This window comes from Ensifer sp. D2-11 (assembly GCF_054161295.1).
Genome location: NZ_CP096433.1, coordinates 1,315,330 through 1,339,685, shown reverse-complemented (window position 1 = coordinate 1,339,685; position 24,356 = coordinate 1,315,330). Strand labels below are relative to the sequence as shown.

General features: G+C 62.6%; 24 protein-coding genes. 14 read left to right on the top strand and 10 right to left on the bottom strand.

Annotation, left to right across the window (positions count from 1 at the left end; all coding sequences use genetic code 11):
* Nucleotides 1-141: 141 nt before the first annotated feature.
* Nucleotides 142-696, top strand: coding sequence for an RBBP9/YdeN family alpha/beta hydrolase (locus M1D34_RS06405; protein ID WP_003531424.1), 555 nt, complete (start codon nt 142-144; stop codon nt 694-696).
* Nucleotides 697-891: 195 nt separating this feature from the next.
* On the opposite strand, the gene M1D34_RS06400 is transcribed toward M1D34_RS06405, so the two are convergent.
* The gene (locus M1D34_RS06400; RefSeq protein WP_003531408.1) at nt 892-1,206 is read right to left on the bottom strand and encodes a DUF1476 domain-containing protein; all 315 of its coding nucleotides are present in this window, start codon (nt 1,204-1,206) and stop codon (nt 892-894) included.
* Between the two features lie 228 nt (nt 1,207-1,434).
* On the opposite strand from M1D34_RS06400, the gene purC reads away from it, so the two are divergent.
* The 4 genes from purC to M1D34_RS06380 all read left to right on the top strand — a co-directional run bounded on the left by purC (nt 1,435) and on the right by M1D34_RS06380 (nt 3,726).
* Nucleotides 1,435-2,199, top strand: coding sequence for a phosphoribosylaminoimidazolesuccinocarboxamide synthase (purC, locus tag M1D34_RS06395; protein ID WP_003531407.1), 765 nt, complete (start codon nt 1,435-1,437; stop codon nt 2,197-2,199).
* An 18-nt stretch (nt 2,200-2,217) separates the two neighbouring features.
* Nucleotides 2,218-2,460, top strand: coding sequence for a phosphoribosylformylglycinamidine synthase subunit PurS (gene purS / locus M1D34_RS06390; protein WP_003531405.1), 243 nt, complete (start codon nt 2,218-2,220; stop codon nt 2,458-2,460).
* An 81-nt stretch (nt 2,461-2,541) separates the two neighbouring features.
* Nucleotides 2,542-3,213, top strand: a complete 672-nt coding sequence (gene purQ, locus M1D34_RS06385; protein ID WP_013844491.1) for a phosphoribosylformylglycinamidine synthase subunit PurQ — start codon at nt 2,542-2,544, stop codon at nt 3,211-3,213.
* Nucleotides 3,214-3,318: 105 nt separating this feature from the next.
* Nucleotides 3,319-3,726, top strand: a complete 408-nt coding sequence (locus tag M1D34_RS06380) for a hypothetical protein (protein ID WP_028010898.1) — start codon at nt 3,319-3,321, stop codon at nt 3,724-3,726.
* 101 nt (nt 3,727-3,827) lie between these two features.
* On the opposite strand, the gene M1D34_RS06375 is transcribed toward M1D34_RS06380, so the two are convergent.
* Complete coding sequence (locus M1D34_RS06375) at nt 3,828-3,977, bottom strand: DUF1127 domain-containing protein (protein WP_017263638.1); 150 nt, start codon at nt 3,975-3,977, stop codon at nt 3,828-3,830.
* Nucleotides 3,978-4,152: 175 nt separating this feature from the next.
* Between M1D34_RS06375 and M1D34_RS06370 the strand changes: the two genes are divergently transcribed.
* From M1D34_RS06370 to M1D34_RS06335, 8 genes are all read left to right on the top strand, one after another.
* Nucleotides 4,153-5,571, top strand: coding sequence for an aminotransferase-like domain-containing protein (locus M1D34_RS06370; RefSeq protein ID WP_127541525.1), 1,419 nt, complete (start codon nt 4,153-4,155; stop codon nt 5,569-5,571).
* Between the two features lie 91 nt (nt 5,572-5,662).
* Nucleotides 5,663-6,253 (top strand): acyloxyacyl hydrolase, encoded by a 591-nt coding sequence (locus M1D34_RS06365; protein ID WP_127541526.1) that lies wholly within the window; start codon nt 5,663-5,665, stop codon nt 6,251-6,253.
* 416 nt (nt 6,254-6,669) lie between these two features.
* Nucleotides 6,670-8,901, top strand: coding sequence for a phosphoribosylformylglycinamidine synthase subunit PurL (gene purL / locus M1D34_RS06360; protein ID WP_010969461.1), 2,232 nt, complete (start codon nt 6,670-6,672; stop codon nt 8,899-8,901).
* A 125-nt stretch (nt 8,902-9,026) separates the two neighbouring features.
* On the top strand, nt 9,027-9,260 hold the full coding sequence (locus M1D34_RS06355; RefSeq protein WP_003531391.1) for a BolA/IbaG family iron-sulfur metabolism protein: 234 nt from the start codon (nt 9,027-9,029) through the stop codon (nt 9,258-9,260).
* A gap of 7 nt (nt 9,261-9,267) precedes the next feature.
* The gene (locus M1D34_RS06350) at nt 9,268-9,510 is read left to right on the top strand and encodes a hypothetical protein (RefSeq protein ID WP_013844493.1); all 243 of its coding nucleotides are present in this window, start codon (nt 9,268-9,270) and stop codon (nt 9,508-9,510) included.
* A gap of 164 nt (nt 9,511-9,674) precedes the next feature.
* Nucleotides 9,675-10,010, top strand: coding sequence for a Grx4 family monothiol glutaredoxin (grxD, locus tag M1D34_RS06345; RefSeq protein ID WP_003531377.1), 336 nt, complete (start codon nt 9,675-9,677; stop codon nt 10,008-10,010).
* A 341-nt stretch (nt 10,011-10,351) separates the two neighbouring features.
* Nucleotides 10,352-11,599, top strand: a complete 1,248-nt coding sequence (locus M1D34_RS06340) for a multidrug effflux MFS transporter (RefSeq protein ID WP_498781231.1) — start codon at nt 10,352-10,354, stop codon at nt 11,597-11,599.
* A gap of 57 nt (nt 11,600-11,656) precedes the next feature.
* Complete coding sequence (locus tag M1D34_RS06335; protein WP_013844494.1) at nt 11,657-12,970, top strand: multidrug effflux MFS transporter; 1,314 nt, start codon at nt 11,657-11,659, stop codon at nt 12,968-12,970.
* Between the two features lie 115 nt (nt 12,971-13,085).
* Here M1D34_RS06335 and M1D34_RS06330 read toward each other — a convergent pair whose 3' ends face one another.
* From M1D34_RS06330 to M1D34_RS06295, 8 genes are all read right to left on the bottom strand, one after another.
* A complete protein-coding gene (locus tag M1D34_RS06330; protein WP_027990654.1) occupies nt 13,086-13,910 on the bottom strand; it encodes an inositol monophosphatase family protein in 825 nt (274 codons plus the stop codon).
* Entirely contained in the window at nt 13,907-14,791 is an 885-nt protein-coding gene (gene ttcA, locus M1D34_RS06325; protein WP_027990653.1) for a tRNA 2-thiocytidine(32) synthetase TtcA, read from the bottom strand. Before ttcA ends, M1D34_RS06330 begins: the two co-directional genes overlap by 4 nt.
* 663 nt (nt 14,792-15,454) lie before the next feature.
* Complete coding sequence (locus M1D34_RS06320) at nt 15,455-16,402, bottom strand: glutaminase (RefSeq protein ID WP_498781228.1); 948 nt, start codon at nt 16,400-16,402, stop codon at nt 15,455-15,457.
* Nucleotides 16,403-16,546: 144 nt separating this feature from the next.
* Nucleotides 16,547-17,164, bottom strand: coding sequence for a 30S ribosomal protein S4 (gene rpsD / locus M1D34_RS06315; protein WP_003533017.1), 618 nt, complete (start codon nt 17,162-17,164; stop codon nt 16,547-16,549).
* A 250-nt stretch (nt 17,165-17,414) separates the two neighbouring features.
* Entirely contained in the window at nt 17,415-18,929 is a 1,515-nt protein-coding gene (locus M1D34_RS06310) for a helicase HerA domain-containing protein (RefSeq protein ID WP_498781226.1), read from the bottom strand.
* Nucleotides 18,930-19,066: 137 nt separating this feature from the next.
* Nucleotides 19,067-19,900 (bottom strand): glutamate racemase, encoded by an 834-nt coding sequence (murI, locus tag M1D34_RS06305; RefSeq protein ID WP_498781224.1) that lies wholly within the window; start codon nt 19,898-19,900, stop codon nt 19,067-19,069.
* On the bottom strand, nt 19,887-20,717 hold the full coding sequence (locus M1D34_RS06300) for an RNA methyltransferase (RefSeq protein ID WP_010969469.1): 831 nt from the start codon (nt 20,715-20,717) through the stop codon (nt 19,887-19,889). Before M1D34_RS06300 ends, murI begins: the two co-directional genes overlap by 14 nt.
* A 50-nt stretch (nt 20,718-20,767) precedes the next feature.
* Complete coding sequence (locus tag M1D34_RS06295; RefSeq protein ID WP_498781222.1) at nt 20,768-22,783, bottom strand: FUSC family protein; 2,016 nt, start codon at nt 22,781-22,783, stop codon at nt 20,768-20,770.
* A 306-nt stretch (nt 22,784-23,089) separates the two neighbouring features.
* Between M1D34_RS06295 and M1D34_RS06290 the strand changes: the two genes are divergently transcribed.
* Entirely contained in the window at nt 23,090-24,304 is a 1,215-nt protein-coding gene (locus M1D34_RS06290; RefSeq protein WP_010969471.1) for an NADP-dependent isocitrate dehydrogenase, read from the top strand.
* Nucleotides 24,305-24,356 lie beyond the last annotated feature (52 nt).

Genomic DNA, 24,356 nt, shown 5'->3' with positions numbered 1-24,356 from the left:
CCAGAGCAGCCACGGCCCCGCGACAGCGGTAAAAGATGGGCCGCTGTCGAACCGCGGCTGTGAGTGCGATTATACAGAAAATGCGGCCTCTGTCGCCTCCGCCTTGACTTCGGCCTTTTTCGACTTCAAATCGCGACGATCATGAAGGTTTCCGAAACGCACATCCTCATCGTTCCCGGCTACACCAACTCGGGCCCGAACCATTGGCAGACCCGATGGGAGCGCAAACTGTCGACCGCGCGCCGCGTCGAGCAGGCAGAATGGTCGAAGCCGGTGCGGGAGGATTGGGTGGCGCGCATGATCGAGGAGGTCAACGCCGCTGAGAAGCCTGTCGTCATCGTCGCGCATTCGCTCGGCGTTGCCACGGCGATCCACGCACTGCCTCACTGCACGCGGCAGATTGCCGGCGCATTCCTGGTTGCTCCGCCGGACGTCGCCAATCCGAAGATCCGGCCGAAACACCTGATGACCTTCGGCCCCTATCCGCGCGATCCCCTGCCCTTCCCGTCGGTCATGGTGGCCAGCCGCAACGATTCCTTCGGCTCTTACGAGCACGCCGGCGACATCGCCAACGCCTGGGGATCGCTGCTCGTCGATGCCGGCGACGCCGGCCACATCAACACGGAGTCCGGCCACGGCCCCTGGCCGGAAGGCTCGATGGTCTTCGCCCAGTTCCTGAGCCGCCTGCGGGCGTAAGGCGCTTCCAGACTGGACGCCGGTCCTCCAAAATGCCCCTCATCCGCCTGCCGGCACCTTCTCCCCGCAAGCGGGGCGAAGGGGGACTCGCGGCAGGCTCGGCGCTCCTTTGCCATTTGACTCGAAAGGCGGGCCGCTTGCCCCTTCTCTCATCAAAAATGGGGAGATGAAGGGCTACGGCCTCACGGTATCGGTTCAGTTTTTCTGTAGCTGTGCGACCGCTTCCGAGAGCAACTCAATCATGCGGACGCGAATGTCGTCTTCGGATATGGCAACGCCGGCCGCATCGAAATCGGTCTTGATCTTGCGCACGACGTCCTCGTGCCCGGCCTCTTCGAAGTCCGCGGCGACGATTTCGCTCGCATAGGCTTCCGGGTCCGACTTGGCGAGCAGACCGGCGGCCCAAAGGCCAAGCAGTTTGTTGCGGCGTGCGGTCGCCTTGAACCTCAACTCCTCGTCCAGTGCGAACTTCGCCTCGAAAGCCTTCTCGCGATCCTGCATCGTGGTCATCAATCGATCTCCCTCAAAAACATACTGCCCGAAGCACCATCGCATAAACCAAAAGGCTCTCGAAAGTGCAATGCGCCTTTTCGCCTTCGGCGACTTTCATGATAGCCTAATCTAATCCGGGGATGGAAAGACACGCCGATTGTTAATTGTCTTCTTTTCGGATATGGACCCGCTGAGAAAATTCCCAATGCGCCTCCCAAGAGCGCCAACAACCACAGAGACAGATCCATGAATCGTCGCCGCCGTATCTACGAGGGCAAGGCCAAGATCCTTTACGAGGGTCCGGAACCGGGCACGCTGATCCAGTTCTTCAAGGACGACGCCACCGCCTTCAACAAGAAGAAACATGACGTCATCGACGGCAAGGGCGTGCTCAACAACCGGATTTCCGAGTACATCTTCACCCATCTGAACAAGATCGGCATTCCGACCCATTTCATCCGCCGCCTCAACATGCGCGAGCAGTTGATCAAGGAAGTGGAAATCATTCCGCTCGAGATCGTCGTGCGCAATGTTGCTGCCGGATCTCTTGCCAAGCGCCTCGGCATCGAGGAAGGCACCGTACTGCCGCGCTCGATCATCGAATTCTATTACAAGGCCGACGCCCTCGACGACCCGATGGTCTCCGAAGAGCACATCACGGCTTTCGGCTGGGCGAGCCCGCAGGAACTCGACGACATCATGGCGCTCGCCATCCGCATCAACGATTTCCTTTCCGGCCTCTTCCTCGGCGTCGGCATCCAGCTCGTCGACTTCAAGGTCGAATGCGGCCGCCTCTATGAGGGCGACATGATGCGCATCGTCCTGGCCGACGAGATTTCCCCCGACAGCTGCCGTCTCTGGGACATCGAGACGAAGGAAAAGATGGACAAGGACCGGTTCCGCCGCGATATGGGCGGACTTGTCGAAGCCTATCAGGAAGTGGCCCGCCGCCTCGGCATCATCAATGAAAACGAGCCGCCGCGCGGTTCGGGTCCGGTGCTGGTCAAGTAATCTCGGGGATAAGCAAAAGTGATCAAGGCACGCGTAACCGTGACGCTGAAGAACGGTGTTCTCGACCCGCAGGGCAAAGCGATCGAAGGCGCGCTCGGCGCCCTCGGCTTTGACGGCATCGGCCAGGTGCGGCAGGGCAAGGTCTTCGATCTTCAGCTCGAAACCGCCGACAAGGCCAAGGCGGAAGCCGACCTCAAGGCCATGTGCGAAAAGCTGCTCGCCAACACCGTTATCGAAAACTACAGCATCTCCCTCGCCTGACGGCGGGGGCGGCCATTGCACTGCGTTGAAACAGCCCCGGAAATCCTTATATGCCGGGGGCAAAGGCAAGATAGGTACGTCATGAAGTCCGCCGTCGTTCAGCTTCCTGGTCTCAATCGCGACCGCGACATGATCGCGGCGCTGACGAAGATTTCCGGCAAGGCGCCGGTCACCGTCTGGCAGACGGAGACCGAAATCCCGGATGTGGACCTGATCGTCATTCCCGGCGGCTTCTCCTATGGCGACTACCTGCGCTGCGGCGCGATCGCTGCACGCATGCCGGTGATGCAGGCGATCAAGGCCAAGGCAGAGCAAGGCGTGCGCGTACTCGGCGTCTGCAACGGTTTCCAGATCCTCGTCGAGGCGGGCCTCCTGCCAGGCGCGCTGATGCGCAACGCCTCGCTGAAGTTCGTCTGCCGCGAGGTGAAGCTCGAAGTCGTCAACGCCGACACCGCTTTCACCCGCGCCTACGCCAAGGGTCAGGTGATCCGCAGCCCCGTCGCCCACCATGACGGCAACTATTTCGCCGATGCTGAAACGTTGAAGGCAATCGAAGGCAATGGCCAGGTCGTGTTCCGCTATGCCGAAGGAACCAATCCGAACGGCTCCGTCAACGACATTGCCGGCGTCCTGAACGCGAAGGGCAATGTGCTCGGCATGATGCCGCACCCGGAAAACCTGATCGAGTCCGCTCACGGCGGCGCGGACGGCCGAGGACTCTTCGCCTCCGCGCTGGACGTAATTGCTGCTTAAGCTTTGTCATGTAGCAATACGGGTGGAAAACCGCTTCGTACTTTCTGAAATTGCTCCGGTCGCCGCTGGAAGGCGGCATTCCCCACCAGTTCCGCGAGACCTCCTATGTCATCCATTTTTAACGGACGTTCCCTTGCGCTCGCCTGCGTTGCGTCAAGCCTGACGCTTGTCGCCGCTTGCCAGTCGGGGCGTCCCGCCGCACCGGCCGCAAATTCCGCGGCGCTGCCGACGATGGAGCGCGTCGCTCTCGGCGCGAGCGGCTGCTGGTTCAAGTCGGGTGATGCGGCGTTCAAAGCCTATCGCCTCGCCCCCGAACTCAACTCCTTCTCCGGACGCCCGCGCATCCTGATTGTCCCGCGCAAATCACCGGAATCGCGCCCGCTTGCCGTGGTCGAGGCCGAGGGTCAACCCGCCCGCCTGCAGGCCTTCGGCCCGTTGATGAGCGAGCCCGTAGGGACGCGCATCGCCGCGGATGTGCGCCGCTGGGCCGCCGGCGGCAAAGGCTGCAGCTGATCCGACCATCTTCGGCAACGCCACCTTCCGCGTGGCGACGCTCTCATTGCCCTCATTCCCGTGTCTCTCAGGGGTGAGGGAGGAAACATTTGCCGGACACCCTACCGCCAGAAAGGGACGGCCGACTCGCGCCGCGCCTCCTTTTCGCTCACGCCTATATCGTCGAGCAGATGCGTGCTCAGTTCGTCGAGCGCCAGCCGGCTGCGCCTTTTGGACGCGAGCGCGCAATAAAGCTGCCAAAGCCGCGACAACACGTTTCCCGCGCCACATCGTGAATCAATGCCGAAGCGGGCCGGTGGCCGCGGATTTCGCTCCGAGGGCCGAATTGCATCAATTGCACCCATTGTCATCACCATTGCTCGCATTGCATCTGCTGCCTTAGAGATAATTGACACAGAATGTCGCGCAATATAGAGAATTGTCACTATGACAACTTGGCTTCCCGACATTGAACAAGGTCACGGGCCGCTTTACGCGCGCATTGCCGACCAGATCGAAGAGGCGATCGGCAACGGCACCCTGCCCGCGGGTACGAAGCTGCCGCCCCAGCGCAATCTCGCTTTCGATGTCGGCGTGACGATCGGCACGATCGGGCGTGCCTACGGCATTGTCCGCGAACGTGGTCTCGTCAGCGGCGAGGTCGGCCGCGGCACCTACGTTCTCGATCATCCGGAAAGCCGGCCGCCGGAGCAGTCGGATCCGCTGACGACGTCGCTTTCAGGGACACGCCCGCTCATAGCCCCGGCCGGCAAGCTCCGCTTCGACAGCACCGCCGCTCCTGATATCGGACAGGGCGACATTCTGGCGCAATTGCTTGGAGATATCAGCCGCGAGCATCACGGGGACATTGCGAGCTATGCCCGCAACTTTCCGGATCATTGGTTCGAGGCCGGGTCTCAATGGCTGGCACGCGGCAATTTCCGGCCGGGACCGGAAACGGTCGTTCCGACGCTTGGGGCTCATGCCGCCGTCGTCGCGGTGATCTCGGCCGTCACCTCCCCTGGCGACCGCATCGCCTTCGAGACGTTGACCTATTCCCAGATCAGCCGCAGCGCCGGCCTCATTGGCCGGCGGATCGCGCTGGTGGAAAGTGACGAGTTCGGGATGCGGCCGGAAGATTTCGAGCGTGTCTGTGCCCAGCAGCACCCGAAACTCGCCTTTCTGATGCCGGGCGCGCAGAACCCCACGGTCGCGGTCATGCCGCTCGACCGGCGCCAGGCAATCGCAGAGATCGCGCGCAAATACGGCGTCTGGCTGGTCGAGGACAATCTCTACGGTTCCATGACCGGAGACCCGCTCCCGTTGCTGATGGAACTGGCGCCCGAGCGGACCTTCCTCGTCGGCGGTCTTTCGAAGTCCGTTGCTGCCGGCGTACGCGGCGGCTGGGTCGCCTGCCCGCCGCATTTCAGCCAGCGCATCCGCGTCGCCCACAAGATGGTGAGCGGCGGCCTGCCTTTCATTCTCGCGGAACTTTGCGCCCGTCTGGTCCTCTCCGGATCGGCGTCGGTATTGCGCAATCGTGGCGTCGAGGAAATCGGCGCACGCGAAGCTCTGGCGCGCGAGATCTTTACGGGCTTCGATTTCAACTCGCATCCGAAAATCCCGTTTTTCTGGCTGAAGCTGCCCGAGCCCTGGCTTTCCGGAACCTTCAAGCAGGCCGCCCTGCAGGAGGGCGTGCTCATCGACGATGAGGATGAATTCAAGGCCGGACGCTCCGACCGGGTTTTTCACCGTATCCGCGTCGGTTTCTCCTCGCCCACCGAACGATCCGAGGTGCGAAGAGGCTTCGAAATACTGCGCCGGCTTCTCGACAGCGGGCGGGCCGGATACGACAGTTTCGATTGATTAGTTTTTAAAGGTGACTTTCGCGCAAGCCTCGGCAATCTACTCTTGCTTCTGATCCCGCACAGATTGATTCGCACTGGAAGGTTTGAGCATGAGAGATTTCCGCTCGTTTGCAGGTCGGGGACCGTTTATATTCATTGCAGCAGCCCTGACACTTTCGAGCGCACTCATCGGTAATTCCCAGGCCGGTGCAGCAGAAAGTGTCTTCGATGAATTGCGGTTCGGCGCCACGACCTCGATCGGCGACGGCTCAAATCAGGAAGACGGGGTCTTCCCTTCCGTTACAGTGTTCTTCGATCCACTCGGCGCCGGCAGCGCAAACGGTCTTGCCGAAAAAATCCTGCGGCCGCGGATCCATGCCGGCGCCTCCGTCGCGACCTCGTCGAGCGGCGCGAGCGAGATCTACGCCGGCTTGAGTTGGGATGCCGACATCACCGAGCGTTTCTTCATCGAGCTGGGCGCCGGTGCCACGGTGCATGACGGCGATCTCAATGACGATGGATCGGACGGACCGAAACTCGGCTGCCGGCTGCTGTTTCGCGAATATGCGGCCGCGGGCTACCGGTTCGACGACCACTGGAATCTCTCGGCCACGGTCGAGCATGCGTCCAATGCCAACCTCTGCGACGGCCCGAACGACGGGCTCACGCGTGCGGGGCTGATGCTGGGCTACACGTTCTAAGGCCTGTTGAGATTTGGGATACCCGCCGCTACTTGTTTGATTTCCTCATCCCTGTGCTCGTCACAGAGATGAGGAGGAGAGATTGCAGTCCTCCCCGCGCTGACCGACGCGCTCGGCAACCTTGTCCGCACCGCCCTACGCGCCGATAAACCCACCAGAGCACCAACGCCATCATCCATCTCGCAGCAGCCGTCATAAACTCAGGTCGACCCGACCTGAAAACATCGTGATCTAGATCCCCGGTCCGCCTGGCTGAAATCCGGGCTGCCGCCCTGTTGATCGGCCGTATTTTTCTGTCGCGCCGCGCCGCAGCATAGGCTAAAGAAGCCGCAAAGCGCCCCTGTTACGTTGCGGTACGCACGCGCCTTCCCTTGAAGCGAGGGCTGCGCGCCGCCCGAAGGATTTGACGGTCGACGATGACGATTTCCAACACCCGCCCAATCACCCCGGACCTGATCGCCTCGCACGGGCTCAAGCCCGACGAATACGAACGCATCCTGAACCTGATCGGGCGCGAGCCGACCTTTACGGAGCTTGGCATCTTCTCGGCGATGTGGAACGAGCATTGCTCCTACAAATCCTCGAAGAAATGGCTGCGCACGCTTCCGACCAAGGGGCCGCGCGTCATCCAGGGCCCTGGCGAGAACGCCGGCGTTGTCGACATCGACGACGGTGACTGCGTCGTCTTCAAGATGGAGAGCCACAACCATCCCTCCTACATCGAACCCTACCAGGGAGCGGCAACGGGCGTCGGCGGCATTCTGCGTGATGTCTTCACGATGGGTGCGCGTCCGGTAGCGGCGATGAACGCGCTGCGGTTCGGTTCGCCGGATCACCCGAAGACCCGCCACCTCGTCTCGGGCGTCGTTGCAGGCGTCGGCGGCTACGGCAATTCCTTCGGCGTGCCGACGGTCGGCGGCGAAGTCGAGTTCGACGCGCGCTACAATGGCAACATCCTCGTCAATGCCTTCGCGGCGGGGCTCGCCAAGACCGACGCGATCTTCTACTCGAAGGCGGAAGGCGTCGGCCTCCCGGTCGTGTATCTCGGCGCCAAGACCGGACGCGACGGTGTGGGCGGTGCGACGATGGCATCGGCCGAGTTCGACGAGTCGATCGAGGAGAAGCGCCCGACCGTTCAGGTCGGCGACCCCTTCACCGAGAAATGCCTGCTCGAAGCCTGCCTGGAGCTGATGCAGACCGGCGCGGTCATTGCGATCCAGGACATGGGCGCTGCCGGCCTCACCTGCTCGGCCGTCGAAATGGGCGCCAAGGGCGATCTCGGCATCGAACTCGATCTCGACAAGGTGCCGGTGCGCGAAGAGCGCATGACGGCTTACGAGATGATGCTTTCCGAAAGCCAGGAGCGCATGCTGATGGTGCTGCGCCCGGAAAAGGAAGAGGAAGCCAAGGCGATCTTCGTCAAATGGGGCCTCGATTTCGCGATCGTGGGCAAGACCACCGACGATCTGCGTTTCCGCATCCTGCACCAGGGCGAAGAAGTGGCGAACCTGCCGATCAAGGAGCTCGGCGACGAGGCGCCGGAATACGACCGCCCCTGGACGCCGGCAAGGGCACCCTCGCCGCTCGCCACCAACGACGTCCCGCAGGCTGATGTTTCCGATGCGCTTCTGAAGCTCGTCGGCTCCGCCAACAATTCCTCGCGCCGCTGGGTCTATGAGCAATATGACACGCTGATCCAGGGCAATTCGCTGCAGCTGCCGGGCGGCGACGCCGGCGTGATCCGCGTCGAGGGCCATGAGACGAAGGCACTTGCCTTTTCTTCGGACGTTACGCCGCGCTATGTCGAAGCCGATCCGTTCGAGGGCGGCAAGCAGGCGGTCGCCGAGTGCTGGCGAAACCTGACTGCGACCGGCGCGCTGCCGCTCGCCGCGACCGATAATTTGAACTTCGGCAATCCCGAACGGCCGGAGATCATGAGCCAGCTCGTCCATGCGATCAAAGGCATCGGCGAAGCCTGCCAGGCACTCGACTTCCCGATCGTCTCCGGCAACGTCTCGCTCTACAATGAGACCAACGGCCAGGCGATCCTGCCGACCCCCACCATCGGAGGCGTCGGCCTCGTCCGCGACTGGTCGAAGATGGCGCGGATTCGCTTTGCGGCGGCGAACGAAACCATCCTGCTCGCCGGCGCTCCGGAGAGCTGGGGAACGCATATCGGCCAGTCGGTCTACATGCGCGATATACACGGCCGCACCGACGGTCCGGCGCCGCATGTCGACCTCGGCCATGAACGCAAGGTCGGCGATTTCGTTCGCGGCTTGATCGAGGACGGCCTGGTTACGGCCGTGCACGATTGTTCCTCGGGCGGACTTGCGCTCGCCGTCGCCGAGATGGCCATCGCTTCCGGCATCGGCGCGACGATCGATGCACCTGCGGAACACGACCCGATCCCGGTCTTCTACGGCGAAGACCAGGGCCGCTATGTCGTAACCGTGGCCGAGGGTTCGGCCGAGACGGTGGCCGCACGTGCAAAAGCCGCCGGCGTTGCGCTGCCGGTGATCGGCAGGACAGGCGGGAATGCGGTGCAGCTCGGAGACGCCAGGCCCGTATCCGTCGATGAATTGCGTTCCGCACATGAAGCGTGGTTCCCCAATTACATGGGCGGCGATCTCGCACCGGACAATTGACCCGCCGGCCGGCAGGCGGCCGAAACAGCATTTGCCTTCGGCCCCTGAATCGTGTTTCCCTTGAGCTCATAGCGGGCGGCGGCAATGCGGCCGCGCCGCAAGAATAACAAGGGAGTTGGCGTATCATGCCCATGGCACCAGGCGATATCGAAGACATGATCAAGGCCGGGATTCCCGGCGCAAAGGTCACGATTCGTGATCTGGCCGGTGACGGCGACCACTATGCCGCCGAAGTCGTGGCCGAAGCGTTTCGTGGCAAGACGCGCGTGCAGCAGCACCAGATGGTCTACAATGCCTTGAAGGGCAACATGGGCGGCATACTCCATGCACTTGCCCTTCAAACCAGCGCGCCGGAGTAAGACGGAAATGGCCGACCTGATCAAGGAGCTCGTAAGCGGGGTCGTTGACAGCGCGTTGAAAGAGATCCTCAAGAAAACCAGAGCGACCGGAACCGCGGCCAAGCGGGCGAAACGGCGAAGCAGGAAAGCCAAGTCAGGCGGCATACTGGCTGACATCGTCGAGGCGGCCTTCCGTAAACCGGCAAAGAAGCAGGTGAGCCGTCGCCGGACCGCGGCTTCCCGAAGCAAACTGCGCCGCCGCTCGGCCTAGATCACGTGTTCTAAGCCTCATCCCGCCCCGAGAGTGGTGCGGAAGCCGAACTTTGAGGGACCATCAATAATTTTGCGATTGGGTGGTGAAAACCACGTCCATGCGTGCTATCTAGACCCCAATCGATATCCGGTCCTTGAAACCGGCGCAGGAAGGAAGACGAGATGAGCGGAATCAACGATTTCATCGATAACGAGGTCAAGAGCAACGACGTCGTTCTTTTCATGAAGGGAACGCCGCAGTTTCCGCAGTGTGGTTTCTCCGGCCAGGTGGTGCAGATCCTGGATTACGTCGGCGTCGACTATAAGGGCATCAACGTGCTCGCCGATGCCGATCTGCGCCAGGGCATCAAGGATTATTCCAACTGGCCGACCATTCCGCAGCTTTATGTGAAGGGCGAATTCGTCGGCGGTTGCGACATCGTGCGGGAAATGTTCCAGGCTGGCGAGTTGCAGTCGCTTCTTCAGGGACAGGGTATCTCCGTCAAGGGCGCCGCCTGACACTTCCGAACCGCATCTTCGCGATGATCGGAAAAGGCGGGTAACCGCCTTTTTTGATTCCGAAGCAATATGCCGCGCATCTAATTTTCAATACGCTTCATGAGCGGGCGGCGAAATTCACGCCAATCATGAATCGCCATGGACGAGCGGGCGCGCGGTCTCGCATGCAGCCCTGTCCGGCGTGCGGCCTGCTCCGATTTCCACCGGCAAGTACTGCGTCCTTTTCGATCCGACACAACAAAAGACTGAGTTTATTCAGCAGATCCAAATCATTGCGAAACGTGCCACGCACTGGCTCGGCGTGGCGAAGAACCGGCTGCAGGAAAGCTGCAGCCGGCAGGATGTATGAAATGACAAGGCCCATAGACCAAGCCGCCACCATCTCCGGACTGACGAAAGTCCAGTTCATTGCATTGATGGCCATGCTGATGTCCATCAACGCGATCTCGATCGACATCATGCTGCCGGGGCTGCAGGAAATCGGCGCGAGCCTCGGCGTGGCGGATGAGAACCATCGGCAATACGTCATAACCGCCTACCTGCTCGGCATGGGGTTCGCGCAGCTCTTCTTCGGCCCGCTGTCCGATCGCTTCGGGCGAAGGGCACCGTTGTTGGGCGGGCTGGCACTTTACGGCGTCAGCGCTCTTGCGATCGTGTTCGTACCGACCTTCGGGGCACTCCTGTTCCTTCGGCTTGTGCAGGGCATAGGCGCGGCTGCAACCCGTGTCATCACCGTTTCCATCGTGCGCGATGTCTATGGCGGGCGGCAGATGGCCGAGATCATGTCGCTGGTGATGATGGTGTTCATGATCGTCCCGGTCATCGCACCGAGCATCGGACAATTGATCATGCTCTTTTCCGAGTGGCACATGATCTTCGTCGTGATCGCTCTGTTCGCGGTTGCCGTAGCGCTTCCGGTCGCCCTGCGCCTTCGGGAGACTTTGGCTCCCGCCAACCGGCGCCCCTTCACGGCCTCGTCCATACTTGCGGGCTTCCGCATCGTGCTGACGAACCGGCTGGCGCTGTTCTATACGCTCGCGACGTCGGCCCTCCTCGGCGCTCTCTTCGGTTTCATCAACTCGGCGCAACAGATTCTCGTCGGCATCTATGGTCTTGGCGTCTGGTTTCCGGCCGTCTTCGCCGCTTTCGCCGGCATGATGGCGGTCGCCTCCTTCACCAATTCGCGACTCGTCCGGACGTTCGGGATGCGGGCATTGTCGTATGCAGCACTTCTCGGCTTCACGCTGGCGAGTTTCATCTGGATGTCGGCTTCATTGATCGGGCCGCTGCCTTTGCCGCTTTTCATGCTCCTTCATGCCGCCACCATGTTCCAGTTCGGGCTGATCGCCGCCAACTTCAACGCCATGGCGATGGAGCCGCTCGGCCACGTGGCCGGCACCGCCTCTTCCGTTCTCGGCTTCACGCAGACGATCGGCGGCGGAATCATCGGCGCCTTCATCGGCCAGGCCTTCAATAACAGCGTCACGCCCCTTGCTGTCGGCTTCTTCACGGTCGCCGTCGTCGCGCTTGTCTGCGTGCTGATCGCAGAGGGCGGCAAGCTCTTCAAACCGCACAATCCGGCCGGCTAACCGGATTGGCTCCAGCACACCGATTTTTCCTCCCAGTCCATTTTGGATATTTTCAACATGACTTCCGTTTCCCAACAATCTTCGCTCGGTGAACAATCATCGGGCCACGCCGATCAGGCCTCGGGCGCCGCGCGCCTCGGAATGGGCCTTGTCGAATTCATCGTCACCATTGCGGTCATGACCGCGAGCATTGCGCTCGCGATCGACAGCATGCTGCCGGCTCTGCCAAGCATCGGCCAGACGCTCGACGTCGCCAACGCCAACGATACGCAACTCGTGATCGGCGTCTTCTTCCTGGGCTTCGGCCTCTCCCAGATATTCTTCGGGAGCCTCTCGGACGCCTTCGGGCGCCGGTCCGTTCTCCTTGGCGGCCTTGCGCTCTTCAGCCTGTCGATGTTCGCCGCCTCCTGGGTCGAAAGCATCGAGACGCTGCTCCTGCTCCGCTTCATCCAGGGGATCGGCGGTGCCGCAGTGCGCATCACGACCATGGCGATCGTCCGCGACTGTTTCGGCGGCCGCGACATGGCGCGCGTCATGTCCTACGTCATGATCGTCTTCATGATCGTGCCGATCGTCGCGCCGACACTTGGCCAGGTGGTGATCGCCTATGCCGACTGGCACTGGATCTTCATCCTGATCGGCGTCGTCGGCGCCGCCCTGTTTGTCTGGGCGCTGACACGGATGAAGGAGTCCCTGCCGAAGGAGGAACGTCTGCCGCTATCGGTGGGCGCGGTCCTTTCCGGATTCCGCACGGTGCTCACGAACCGCATCACCTGCGGCTACATGATCGGAATGACCCTGTTTACCGCCGTCATTTGCGCCTATGTGGTCAGCGTTCAGCAGGTCTTCGGCGAGGTCTACAACCTCAGCGACTGGATGCCGATCGCCTTTGCGGGCACTGCCGGCGGGATAGCGGTCGCGAACTTCGCCAACGGCTATTTCGTACGCAGTTTCGGCATGCGCCGCATCTCGCATGCCGCCATGATCCTCTTCACCCTCTTTGCTGCGATCGGTTACGTCCTGTCGCTCGCAGGCACTCCGGCCTTCGCCATCAGCTATCTCCTGTTTTCGCTATTGCTGATGTTCTTCGCCGTTATCGCCACCAACTTCACCGCCATCAGCCTCGAGCCGATGGGACATCTGGCGGGTACGGCAACCGCCGTCACGGGTTTCGTCTCCACCACCGGCGGTGCGCTGATCGGCGGTGCCGTCGGCCAGCTCTTCGACGGCACGCTGCAGCCGCTCTTCGGCGGCTACGCCTTATTCGGCCTGCTGACCATCCTGGCGACGCTCTGGGCGGAGAATGGAAAGCTGTTCACCCATCCGGGCGACAGCGATGCGACGCACGAACACGGCGGCGGACACCTTTAGAGCGCTTCCAGGAAAAATGTGAACGGTTTTCCGTCCGGATTGCATTGGGTCTAATGACAGAGGCCGCCCGGAAAGACCGGGCGGCCTCTGTCATGTAAAGGGTGGTCTTTTCCGATCAGACGGTGAAGACCTCCCGCCGCAACTCCTCCCAGCTATCCCTGTCGGTCGCCAGAAGCAGCCCGCCATTCGTATGCGCGGGCAGATAACGTGAGCCGTCGAAACGGGCCGCATAGGCGCCGGCTTCCTCGGCGATCAGGGTGCCGGCAAGGTGGTCCCACGGCATGAGCTTCTGATACATCAGGAAGTGCAGATGACCGCCGGCGAAGATGCGGTATTCATGCGCCGCGCAGCGATAGCTCGTGGCCATGCGGACCTTCGCCATATTGCCCATGACGATGCGGCGCTCGGCCTGCGCGTAGAACCCGGCCGATGCGACGCCCACCATGTTTTCGACGGTGACCCCGGCAGTGACCGACAGTCTCTCCTGCGTGCCGTCGGGCCGGCACATCCACGCGCCGGAGCCCCGCTCGGCGATGACCCAGTCGTTGCCGAGCGGATCGTAGATGATCCCGGCGACGGTCTCTCCCCCGGCGACGACGCTCGCCATCACACCGAAGAGCGGCAGGCCGGCCGCGAAATTGAAGGTGCCGTCGATCGGATCGACGACGATCGCGAGATCGGCACCGGCGAGCTTGTCGAGGAGCGCCGGATCGGCGGCGACGGATTCCTCGCCGATGAACACGGCCCCCGGCGCAATCGCGTCGATCTTCGCCTTGATCAGCCTCTCGGCGGCCTCGTCGCCTTCCGTCACCAGGTCGATCGCTTCCGACTTCATCCGCACATCGCCGGAGCCGAGATTGCGAAAGCGCGGAAGGATTTCCTTTACCGCCGCTTCCTGCAGCAGATTGGCAAGTGCGGCGATGTCGACGGAATGGCTCATTCTTTGGGCTCCGGAGAGAGGGATTGAAAGTCGAAAAGCTTCGGGTCGAGCAGATGCGAGGCGTTCACGTGTCCGAGCGCGCGCAGCATCGTGTCCTTGCGGCCCGGCATGCGCCGCTCGATATCCGCAAGCATCGCCTTCATCGCGTTGCGCTCGAGCCCGTCCTGCGAACCACAGAGGTCGCAGGGAATGATCGGGAACTCCATGGCCGCGGCGAATTTCGCAAGATCGTCTTCCGCAGCATAGGCAAGCGGCCGCAAGACCGTCAGATCGCCCTCATCGTTGAGAAGCTTCGCCGGCATCGACGCCAGGCGCCCGCCATGGAAAAAGTTCATGAAGAAGGTCTCGAGGATGTCCTCCCGATGGTGGCCAAGCACCAATGCGTCGCAGCCCTCCTCCCGGGCGATGCGATAAAGATTGCCGCGCCGAAGCCGCGAACAGAGCGAACAATAGGTCGCGCCCGCCGGCACCTTCTCCTTCACGATCGAATAGGTGTCGCGGTATTCGATGCGGTGCTTGACGCCGATCGACCGGAGATAGTCGGGCAGGACATGCTTCGGAAAGTTCGGCTGCCCCTGATCCAGATTGCAGGCGACGAGTTCGACGGGAAGCAGACCCCGCCACTGCAGATCCATGAGCAGCGCCAGCAGGCTGTAGCTGTCCTTTCCACCCGACACCCCGACAAGCCAGCGCCTGGAGCCCTTGAGCATGCCGAAATCATCGAGCGCCTGGCGCACCTGTCTGAGCAGGCGCTTGCGCAGCTTGTTGAAGGAGACGGAGGACGGCATGCGCGAAAAAAGCGGATGGGCCGCACCTTCGAAGGCGGCGTCATCGACAATGACGCTGTCTGTCTCGTCCGGGGAGGATTGTGCGAGTTCCATGGCGGCAATCTCGGATTGTGCAGAGCGCAGGTTGCGCTCTGTTTTCTGAAGCAGCACTTGCCCCGTCCGGCCGGGAAGATCAAGAAAAAACGGGCGTGCGAGCCTTGGCCTCAACCAGTTTGCCCCTCACCCTAACCCTCTCCCCGCGCGCCGGCTACGGCATGCACATATCTCTTGCGCGCCGGTGCGGCGGATACTGCTCATGAAGGGGATCCCTCGGGAACCCAACCGCCTCAACCCCGCTCGGTCGGGATTGCCCCTCAACCGGCTGCCGCCACCTTCTCCCCGCAGGCGGGGAGAAAGGATATGCCGCGCCCGCTTGTCCCTTCTCCCCGCCTGCGGGGAGAAGGTGCCGGCAGGCGGATGAGGGGCGGGTGACCGCTAATGCCAATGTTAGCGCCTACGGGTTTGATCCCAAGGACCCATCCGCAAGCCTCGCCACTGCTGGAAATACAGATGCCGCCACTCCGGAGTAAGTCCGCGAAGGGCTGGACAACAAGAGATATGTGCATGCCGTAGCGCGCGCCGGGGAGAGGGAACGTGCCCGATGGTTCGCAGGCGGTCATGGTCATGGTGGCGAAGGTGGTGCCGCGAGTCCCCTTCTCCCCGCCTGCGGGGAGAAGGTCGCGGCAGCGGGATGAGGGGCGGCTGCATTCCGCGTGCTTACGGCCCGAACACCGACCATCCCGTACGCGCAGCCAGCATCTCCAGCGCCAGCGACCCCAGCAGCGAATTGCCGTAGTCGTTGAGTCCCGGCGACCAGACGGCAATGGATGCCTTGCCCGGCGCCACCGCCATGATGCCGCCGCCGACGCCGCTCTTCCCCGGCAGACCGACGCGGTAGGCAAAATCGCCGGAGCCGTCATAATGGCCGCAGGTAAGCATAAGCGCATTGATGCGCCGCGCGCGCTGGCGCGACACGACCGAATGTCCGGTCAGCGGGTTGGTGCCGCCGGCGGCTAGAAACAGTCCGGCCTTGGCGAGCTGGCTGCAGGTCATGGCGAGCGCGCAATGATGGAAATAGACGCCAAGCACGTGCTCGACCGGATGATCGAGCCGGCCGAAGGACCGCATGAAATTCGCAAGCGCGATGTTGCGGTATCCGGTCGCTGTCTCCGAGCGTGCGACTTCGTGGTCGATCACGATGTTCTCGTCATCCGCGAGGTAACGGACGAAGCGAACGATCTCGCCGATCAGTTCCTTCGGCGTGTGGCCGGCGAGAATGAGGTCGCTTATCCTGATCGCGCCGGCATTGATGAAGGGGTTGCGCGGCTTGCCACCCTCATGCTCGAGCTGGACGATCGAATTGAAGGCCGAGCCCGAAGGCTCTCGCCCCACCCGGTTCCATATGTTTTCGCCGTGCTTGCCCAGCGCCAGCGTGAGCGTGAACACCTTGGAGATGCTCTGAACGGAGAACGGCATCTCCGCATCGCCGACGCGATAGACCTCGCCACCCGTCGTGACGATCGCCATGCCGAAGTGACGGGCATCGACGCGTGCGAGCTGAGGGATATAGTCCGCGACCTTCCCTTCGCCGAGGCGCGGCGTCAGTTCCCGATAGATGTCGTCGATGATCGCCTGGAGGTCTTCTTGCGGTTTCGGCTCGCGCATACGGCACTTCTCACTTCGGAAGCGGTCTCGGCCAGGACAGTCATTCCTGCGCCCCCTCCAGCTTATGGGATTCGTCCGGCAACTTCGTACAAAAAAACCGCCCGTTTCCGGGCGGTTTTCCAATTTCTTTCAGGCGAAGCCCGATTAACGCGAATAGAATTCGACGACCAGGTGCGGCTCCATGACGACCGGGTACGGCACGTCGGAGAGAGCGGGAACGCGAACGAAGGTCGCGACCATCTTGTTGTGATCGGCTTCGATGTAATCAGGAACGTCGCGCTCGGCGAGCTGTACGGCTTCGAGAACCGTAACGAGCTGCTTGGACTTTTCCTTGACTTCGATGACGTCGCCCGGCTTGCAGCGGTAGGAACCGATGTTGACGCGAACGCCGTTGACCTTGACGTGGCCATGGTTGACGAACTGGCGCGCGGCGAAAACGGTCGGGACGAACTTGGCGCGGTAGACGATCGCGTCGAGGCGCGACTCGAGCAGGCCGACCAGGTTCTCCGGGGTGTCGCCCTTGCGGCGCGATGCTTCGGCGAAGATCGCACGGAACTGCTTTTCACGGATATCGCCGTAGTAGCCCTTCAGCTTCTGCTTGGCGCGCAGCTGCACGCCGAAGTCGGAAAGCTTGGACTTGCGGCGCTGACCGTGCTGGCCCGGGCCATATTCGCGACGGTTCACCGGGGACTTCGGGCGACCCCAGATGTTTTCGCCCATACGGCGGTCAATTTTGTACTTGGACGATTCGCGCTTGCTCATCGTATTTCCTTTCAAGGTGTTACACCGGCTTGTCGCCAAACCGGATCAAGGAAACACGCCCTCCTCTGAACCCATTTTAGGGGTTCTGACAGGCCTCTCACGATCGCTGCCGGAGAAACCACGGGACATGTCAAATGAAACACCGGGCATCACTGCCCGGCGTTGAGCGGGTCTTTAAGCACTGGGCGGCGAATTGTCAACGGAATATGACAGGAACAATGGCAAATTCAGCCTACTTCCGAATGCAATCTCACTCGGCGGCCGCGCGCGCTGAATCTCCCGTGTCCGGAGCATTGGCGTCGCCGGGCGCCGTTTCCTTGCCGAGATCGGGGAAAGCGACGATGCGCTTGCCGGAGAAATCCGCATGCACCACGACGAGCCCCTGCTCTTCGAAATAACCGAGCAATCGCCGTGCGCGACGGGCCGAATGCGTTCCGTAGGCACGGGCGATCATGGCGTCCGATGGGCACGGCAGCCCGCGCAGGGCCGCCTGTGCCAGCATCAGGAAAACCGCCTGCAGGTCTTCCGTCACCCGGTCGGCCAATCCAAGCGCCGAGGCCCAATCCTCGCTTGCCGCCGTCTCGGCATCGATTCCCGACCGGGCGACGGCCATCTTGCGGCGGAATGCGCTCAAGGAGAGTGCCGGTCCGGGGACGCGGCGAATGCGGCAGCGAACGAGAAAATCCTGGTAGAGCTCCGCATCGGGCCTGAACGCGGCTTCCGGATTTGCGACGATTTCGGCAAAGAGGCTGCCGATCAGCGCCTCCCTCTCCTCCGCCGAGATTTCCGGTTGCGCCGGCTTGGCCTCCGCGGGCGCTGCGGGCTCGGGCCTTGGCCGCGACAGCTCCGCGAGAATATCGCTCGCGGGGCGCGGCTGCGGCGCGGTTCGGCGGACGACCGGGCGGGTGAATTCCTCCGGGTCGGGCGTGAAGATCAGATCTGCCACGTCCTGCGGCGCTTCGGGCAGCGGCATCAGCTTCGGGCTCATCGACCGTGCCGAGGTCTCGACCGAACCGATCGTCACCCTCAACGGGCGACGGGAAAGCGCGGGACCGAGCGCCACGAAGGAGCCGCGCTTGAGGTCGCGAAACATCTCGGCCGTGCGCCGGTCCATGCCGAGCAGATCGGCGGCGCGCAGCATGTCGATGTCGAGGAAGGTGCGTCCCATCAGGAAGTTCGAGGCCTCTGCCGCCACGTTCTTGGCGAGCTTGGCGAGGCGCTGCGTGGCGATGACGCCGGCAAGGCCGCGCTTGCGGCCGCGGCACATGAGATTGGTCATTGCGCCGAGCGAAACCTTGCGTATTTCCTCCGAAACGTCGCCGCCGACCGACGGCGCGAACATCTGCGCCTCGTCGACGACCACCAGAACGGGATACCAATATTCCCGGTCCGCATCGAACATCGCGTTCAGAAACACGCCGGCGCTGCGCATCTGCTGCTCGACATCCAGCCCTTCGAGAGAAAGCACGCAGGAAACGCGGTGCTGACGGATGCGGGTGGCGATGCCGATGAGCTCCGCATCGGTACGCTCCCCCTCGATCACCACATGGCCGAACTTGTCGGCGAGCGTGACGAAATCGCCTTCCGGATCGATGATGCACTGCTGCACCCAGGGTGCGGACTGTTCCAGCAGACGGCGGAGCAGATGCGACTTGCCGGAGCCGGAATTGCCCTGCACCAGAAGACGTGTCGCCAGAAGCTCTTCGATATCGAGCGAGGCCGAAGTCCCTTCGGACGTCGTTCCCATGTCGATGCCGACTTTCATCATTACCTCATCTTCGCGGATTGATTCGCAGCCACGCCTGGACCGCCAAAACGGGCAACACCTAGCATGGATCGTGCCCCCAAGCGCCGCCGAATATCGAAACCCACAGGGAATAATCGGGCGGCCCGGCAGCCGATCTAGATCCGTTCGCGCCGGTCCGCAGATGCGGCATCCGCCATGTCTCTCAGCCCGAAGCCCTGCATCAGCCGGCGAGTCGCGAAATCGGGCCCGCCTGACGTGAAGATCGCCGGATCCTCGCCGTTCAATGGTTCGAACCCGTTCGGCAGCGGCACCAGGGAGCGCGCCCTCCTTGCGATCGCTTCGGCCGGATCCAGCCAGTCCACCGGCCAGGGCGCCAGCCGGCGGAAAACATTGGCCATGAAAGGATAGTGCGTGCAGGCCAGCACGACGATATCGGTTCTCTTTCCCTCCGCCTCCACGAAGCAAGGCGCAATCTCGGCGAGGACCGCCTCATCGGCCAATGCGTCGCCGCGAATATAGGCTTCCGCCATGCGCGCGAGGTTCTCCGAGCCGACGAGCCTGACGTGACATTGCGAGGCGAAGGACTGGATGAGATCGCGGGTGTAGGCGCGCTTCACGGTACCCGGCGTCGCAAGCACCGAAACGAGACCCGAACGGGTGCGCTCGGCCGCAGGCTTGATGGCCGGGACAGTGCCGACGAAGGTCATCTGCGGATAGGCGGCGCGCAGATCCGCGCCGACGAGCGTAAAGGCCGTGTTGCAGGCGATGATGCAGATTTCCGGATCAAGCTCGGCAAGCAGCCGACCGAAAAGAGCGATCACCCGCTCCTTCAGAGCGCCCTCCTCCCAGCCGCCATAGGGAAAACCGGCATCGTCTGCGACATAGATGAAATGCCGCTCCGGCATCAGCACGCGCGCCTCGCGCAGCACCGTCAGGCCACCGATCCCGCTGTCGAAGACCAGGATGGGCTTCAGCTCAGTCTTTGTCACCGCCGCCCTGTTCTTTTCTGCTGTGCCCGGGCGGTGCGGCGGAGCCACGCGGATTTTCCCGCGTGAAACGGTCGAGCGATGAAATGACGCCGCGCAGCACCTGGATTTCCGATTCGGTAAAGGATGGCCTGGTCAGAACCGCGCGCAGATTCTCGACCAATTTCGGCTTTTTGTCGGCGGAACGGAAATAGTTGCGCGCGTCGAGCGCCTCTTCCAGATGCTCGCAGAGCCCATGCAACTGCTCCTTCGTCGCCGGACGCTGCTGGCTCGCCTGGAAAGACGTCTCGTCCTCGGAGGTCATGCCGGTCTTCAGCCACTCATAGGACATGAGCAGCACTGCCTGGGCGAGGTTCAGCGAAGCGAAGGCGGGATTGACCGGGAACGTCACGATCTCGTCGGCAAGCGCGACCTCGGCATTGGTCAGTCCGGTACGCTCGCGGCCGAAAATGATGCCGACCTTCTCACCCTCCTTGAACCGGTGGCGGAGTTCCCGGGCGGCGACGATCGGCGAGCGCACGGGTTTGAAGCCGTCGCGGTCGCGCGCGGTGGTCGCGTAGACGAAATTGAGATCGGCGAGCGCCTCTTCGAGCGTTTCGTAAAGCTTGGCGCCGTCGATGACGTGATCGGCACGGCTGGCGGCGGAGCGTGCCTTCTCGCTCGGCCAGCCGTCGCGGGGGCTGACGAGGCGCAGTTCGGACAGGCCAAAATTCGCCATGGCGCGCGCCACCATGCCGATATTCTCGCCGAGCTGGGGAAAGGCGAGAATGATCGCCGGACCTTCCGTCAAAAGTTCGCGCTCGCTGTTGGTGCCTGCCATCGCCTGTGTGCCTTCTGTTCGGCGCTTCCCTCGCATATATGGACGCGGATTTAAAGCCCGCGCTCCTCCCCGGCGGGCCGAACGCGCGGCGAATGAAGGCGCTCGAGCGAAACGGCAACCATCTCCAGTCCAAGGCCGGCATCGTCGCGCGATACCGGCAGATGACGCTCGACCGGCGCAGCGACGCTGCGGGACCGATAGAAATAGTCCGCTCCGGTTTCGCGCACCTTGCTTGCGAGCTTCAGATTTTCCTCGATCTGCGCCGCGAAGTCGTTCGGGCTTTCCGGGTCTTGCGACATCTTACGCGCGACTATGCGCGCCCAATAGGTACAGCCCATGAACACCGCCAGCGTCTGGCGCACGTGCCCCGGGCGGGTGACGAGCTGCCAGGAAACGCCGAGCGGTTTGGCGGCAGCGGCCAGTTCCCTGTAGGCGCGGTCGAGCGCCTGCGACCGGCTGACGAGATCAAGGCCGGACGTCCCCCTCCTTGCCTCCTCCAGCAACTCGGAGAGCTTGTCGCACCAGTTTCTGATCGCCGCATCGAGCGTCGTGCGGGTCTTCGTCGGAAACACGACGAAAGCCACCGCCGCGCCGGCGACGGAGCCGACGAGCGTCTCCTCGAGACGCAGTTCCAGAAGCTGCGGCGTCAAAACGCCGAGGAGGCTGTAGGCGAGAGAGAGGACGACCGAGACGAAGAAAGTCATGGTCGCGTAGGAGACCGGAAGGAAATAGAAGGCAAGAAAGATGCAGGCCGCACCCAGTGGCAGGACTATATAGACGGTCCCGCCGATCGCGCTTGCCGCCGCAAGTCCGACGACGATGCCCGCCAGTGTGCCGGCCGACCGTTGCAGGGCCTTCACTGCGGTGTCGCCGCGGGAGCGCGTATTGGTGAAGACGAGGAAGGCAGCGAGAACCGCCCAGAACCAGCGCTCGCGTGAAAGCATCAGGCCGAACACCATTGCGATGCCCGAGGCGAGGGTAATCTGGATCGCGCTTCGTAAAGCCGGATCGGCGAGGGAAAAGCGAGCCGTTGCCGCCGGTGGCTCTGGAGATGGCGCCGGAGGCGGTTCATCGAGGTCCGCCGCCTCCAGGTCGGCCAGACTGCGGTTGAGGCGATCTCGAACCGTATGAAGCCAAAACAGAGCCCTGGCAGCTTCGAGCTGTTTGACGTTCGCCTCGCCCAGCGACTGCATTCCCCGTTCCATCTCGTCCGCATCATGCGCCAGCACCGCGTCGACAACAGCCGCAGGTGGCATTGCTTGAAGGCTGAGCACGATCACACTCTCGGCCGCAAGATGAATGTCGAAGAGCCCGATGGCGAGGTCCGCAGACACGTCCCCGGGTTCCGGCGCCGGGCGGCGGGTGTCCGTCGCAATGAAGCTCTCCGCCATCAACACGGCTTCCTTCAATCTCTCTTCCAGCGCATGCAGCTTGCCGCGATCGGCAGCCCTGAGAATGGGCCTGCGCGCAGCCGCCGCTATCCCATGAAGGATTTCATCCACCCTCTGCTGGACGCTCGCGATCGCCCGCAGGAGATCGCGGTAGCGGTCGTCCGGGAGAAGGACGGTCCGCACCAGATGCGCGATAGCCGCTGAAATCCCGGCGCCGAGAACGAGCGCCGGCAACTGTTCCAGCGAGGGGCGCAGATAGGCTCCGGTGAAATAGGACATGAAGGCGAACATGCCGATGGCGAACCAGCGCTGGCCGAAGACGCGGCCATAGACTGCCACGAAGATGACTACGAGAAAAACGAGATCGGAAACGTGCCGGTAACCCTCCAGCGCCGAGGCGAGCGTGACCATCGCAACGCCGGTGACGACCGCCAGAATGCGCGTGACCAGTTGTTCCGATGCCGTCCGGTCGCGAACCGCCAGACCGCCTTCGATCGAAAGGGTAATCGCAAGTCCGTAGGCGGCCGGCGGCAGCGGGGTGGCGATGAAATGGAAGGCGATCAGCAGAGCGACCGAGATCACCACGGTCGCCGTTATGCGGGACGCCTGCCGCAGCCGGGAAAAGGCCGGATCATTGGCCAGCAGCCAGTCCCGCAAGCGAAGCCTGAACGTCATGGCGCCTCCGCCTGTCCCCACGCCCGCAGCGTGCAGCGTTTCCGGGATGACGACACGCACAAAACAGTTGAAGCATGCCGCCGCTCGATCTCTGAATAGCCTTTCCCGCGGTCTTTTCAAAGCTGTGAGGTGAGCGGCTCCCGGTCTGCAGACCGGGCGCAACGAGCCGATTCCGAGCCCGCCGCCTTGGCCCAAAGTTTCGGCCAAGCATGCTTTGCCTTGCTGGCTCACAGTGCTATAGGGCTCTGGATTTCTCCCACCGTCGGAATGCCGCGCGCGGTGTTCCGCAAGCTACGAGGCATATCAATGGCAAAGATCAAGGTCGCCAATCCGGTCGTCGAACTCGACGGCGACGAGATGACCCGCATCATCTGGCAGTTCATCAAGGACAAGCTGATCCACCCTTATCTCGACCTCGATCTCGAATATTACGACCTGGGCGTCGAAAACCGTGATGCAACTGACGACCAGGTGACGATCGACGCCGCAAACGCCATCAAGAAGCACGGCGTCGGCGTAAAATGCGCCACGATCACGCCGGACGAGGGTCGCGTCGAGGAGTTCAAGCTGAAGAAGATGTGGAAGTCGCCGAACGGCACGATCCGCAACATCCTCGGCGGCGTCATCTTCCGCGAGCCGATCATCTGCAAGAACGTGCCGCGCCTAGTCCCCGGCTGGACCAAGCCGATCATCGTCGGCCGCCACGCCTTCGGCGACCAGTACCGCGCGACCGATTTCAAGTTCCCGGGCAAGGGCAAGCTCTCGATCAAATTCGTCGGCGAAGACGGCCAGACGATCGAGCATGACGTTTACGACGCGCCGGGCGCCGGCGTGGCACTCGCCATGTACAACCTGGACGAATCGATCACCGAATTCGCGCGCGCCTCGTTCAACTACGGCCTGCAGCGCAAGGTTCCGGTCTATCTCTCGACCAAGAACACGATCCTGAAGGCCTATGACGGCCGCTTCAAAGACATCTTCCAGAAGGTGTTCGACGAGGAATTCGCCGCCCAGTTCAAGGCCGAGAAGCTCTGGTACGAACACCGCCTTATCGACGACATGGTCGCCTCGGCGCTGAAGTGGTCCGGCGGCTATGTCTGGGCCTGCAAGAACTACGACGGCGACGTGCAGTCCGACATCGTCGCGCAGGGCTTCGGCTCGCTCGGCCTGATGACCTCGGTGCTGATGACGCCGGACGGCAAGACGGTCGAGGCGGAAGCCGCCCACGGCACGGTGACGCGCCACTACCGCCAGCATCAGAAGGGCGAGGAAACCTCGACCAACTCGATCGCATCGATCTTCGCCTGGACCCGCGGCCTCGCCCACCGCGCCAAGCTCGACGGCAACGCCGAACTCGCGAAGTTCTCCGAGACCCTGGAGCGCGTCTGCGTGGATACGGTCGAGTCCGGCTTCATGACCAAGGATCTGGCACTTCTCATCGGTCCCGACCAGCCCTGGCTGTCGACCACCGGTTTCCTCGACAAGATCGACGAGAACCTCAGGAAGGCAATGGCGGCGTAATCAGCGTGATCTATCGCCAGATTTTGGAAACCCGGCCTGGCGCCGGGTTTCT